This is a genomic window from Haloferax sp. Atlit-4N (assembly GCF_003383025.1).
Taxonomy (GTDB): domain Archaea; phylum Halobacteriota; class Halobacteria; order Halobacteriales; family Haloferacaceae; genus Haloferax; species Haloferax gibbonsii.
Window position 1 is genome coordinate 1 of record NZ_PSYY01000123.1, and the last position, 441, is coordinate 441.

General features: G+C 63.5%; 1 protein-coding gene. It reads right to left on the reverse strand.

Translation table 11 applies throughout. From position 1 onward, the window contains the following. Positions 1-441, reverse strand: a 441-nt coding sequence (locus C5C07_RS20875) for an efflux RND transporter permease subunit (RefSeq protein ID WP_199522805.1), incomplete at both ends; no start/stop codon positions are given.

Here is a 441-nt window from a genome sequence, read left to right on the forward strand (position 1 = left end):
CCGGAATGGCCAGCACCGGGATCAGCGTGGCGCGCCAGTTCTGCAGGAAGATGTACACCACCAGCATCACCAGGATCAGCGCCTCGATGAAGGTGTGGATCACTTCCTCGATGGAGACTTCGACGAACTTGGTGGTGTCGTAGGGAATCTTGTAGGCGATGCCGTCGGGGAAGCGCTTGGACAGGCGCTCCATGGTCTGGCGCACCGCCTCGGCCGTATCCAGGGCGTTGGCGCCGGGCTGCAGGTAGATGCCGAAGGCGGCGTTCTTCTTGCCGTTGAGGCTGGTGACCAGCGAGTAGTCCTGGGCGCCCAGCTCGATGCGCGCCACATCCTTGAGGAACAGGCTGGCACCTGTCGCATCGGTGCGCAGGATCACCTGCTCGAACTCCTCCGGCGTGGTGAAGCGGCCCTTGGTGCTCACCGTGTAGGTGAAGTCCTGCG